The sequence below is a fragment of the Roseateles sp. P5_E11 genome, from assembly GCF_054049355.1.
Map to the genome: position 1 here is coordinate 1 of NZ_JBFUMO010001046.1, position 1,056 is coordinate 1,056.

The 1,056-nt window shown below is 68.1% G+C and carries 1 protein-coding gene; it reads left to right on the forward strand.

Translation table 11 applies throughout. The annotated features are described in order from the left end of the window. Positions 1–9: 9 nt before the first annotated feature. A partial coding sequence (locus ACXJKR_RS33275; protein WP_457326492.1) for a cellulase family glycosylhydrolase occupies positions 10–1,056 on the forward strand: 1,047 nt, incomplete at its 3' end.

Sequence of the window (1,056 nt, forward strand, 5' to 3'; positions counted from 1 at the left end):
AGGTAGAACATGAGAACCTTGATACCCGCACTGCTGCTCGCCTGCGGCGCGAGCGCAGGCACCCTCGCGCAGGCGCAAAGCTGCGGCAGCGGCGGCGGCGCCACCGTCTGCCTGAGCGCCAACGGCTCGGCCAACGACAACCAACTCAGCTGGACCGTCAGCGGCAACGTCTCTCGCCTGGAGGTCTACCGCGACACGGACAGCGACCCCAACGGCCGCACCCGCATCGCCGTACCCGCCACCAACGCCAGGAGCTACGCCGACGGCTCGGCCAACACCGGCACGCCCTACTGGTACTGGGTCAAGTTCACGACCAGCGCCGGCAGCTACAACTCCGGCTCGGCCTCCGCCACGCGCGGCAGCAGTTGCGCGCCGACCRCCGTCACGCCGTGGGTCAACGTCAATGGCACGTGGACGCAGACCGCCTCGGGCACCGTCACCGCCGGCAGCTCGGCCATCCTGGGGCCGCAACCGATCTCCGGCGGCATGTGGACGTGGAGCGGCTGCGGCACCGCGGGCGGCTCGCGCGAGCAGACCATCACGCCTACTGCCAGCTGCACGGCCACCGCCACGTATACCAACAGCTGCGGCGCCAAGAGCAATCAGGCGTTCGTGATCACCGTGCCAGGCTCCATGCGCGACCTGACGAGCGTCCAGCTGTCGCAGCAGATGTCCCCCGCCTGGAACCTCGGCAACACGCTGGACGCGGTGCCGGCTGAAACGTCCTGGGGCAACCCCGTGGCGAGCCAGCAGTTGCTCAACGCGGTGAAGGCGGCCGGCTTCAAGACCGTGCGTATTCCCGTCACCTGGAACCAGTACGCCGACGCCGACGGCAACATCAACCCGAGCTGGATGGCGCGYGTCACCSAGGTCGTCGGTTACGCCCGCAACGCCGGCCTGTATGTCGTGCTGAACACCCATCACGAAGGCGACTGGCTGATTCCGACCTACGCCCGCCAAGCCAGTGCCAACGCGCGCCTGGCCCGGATGTGGACGCAGATCGCCAACAACTTCAAGGACTACGACGACTACCTGCTGTTCGCCGGCACCAACGAG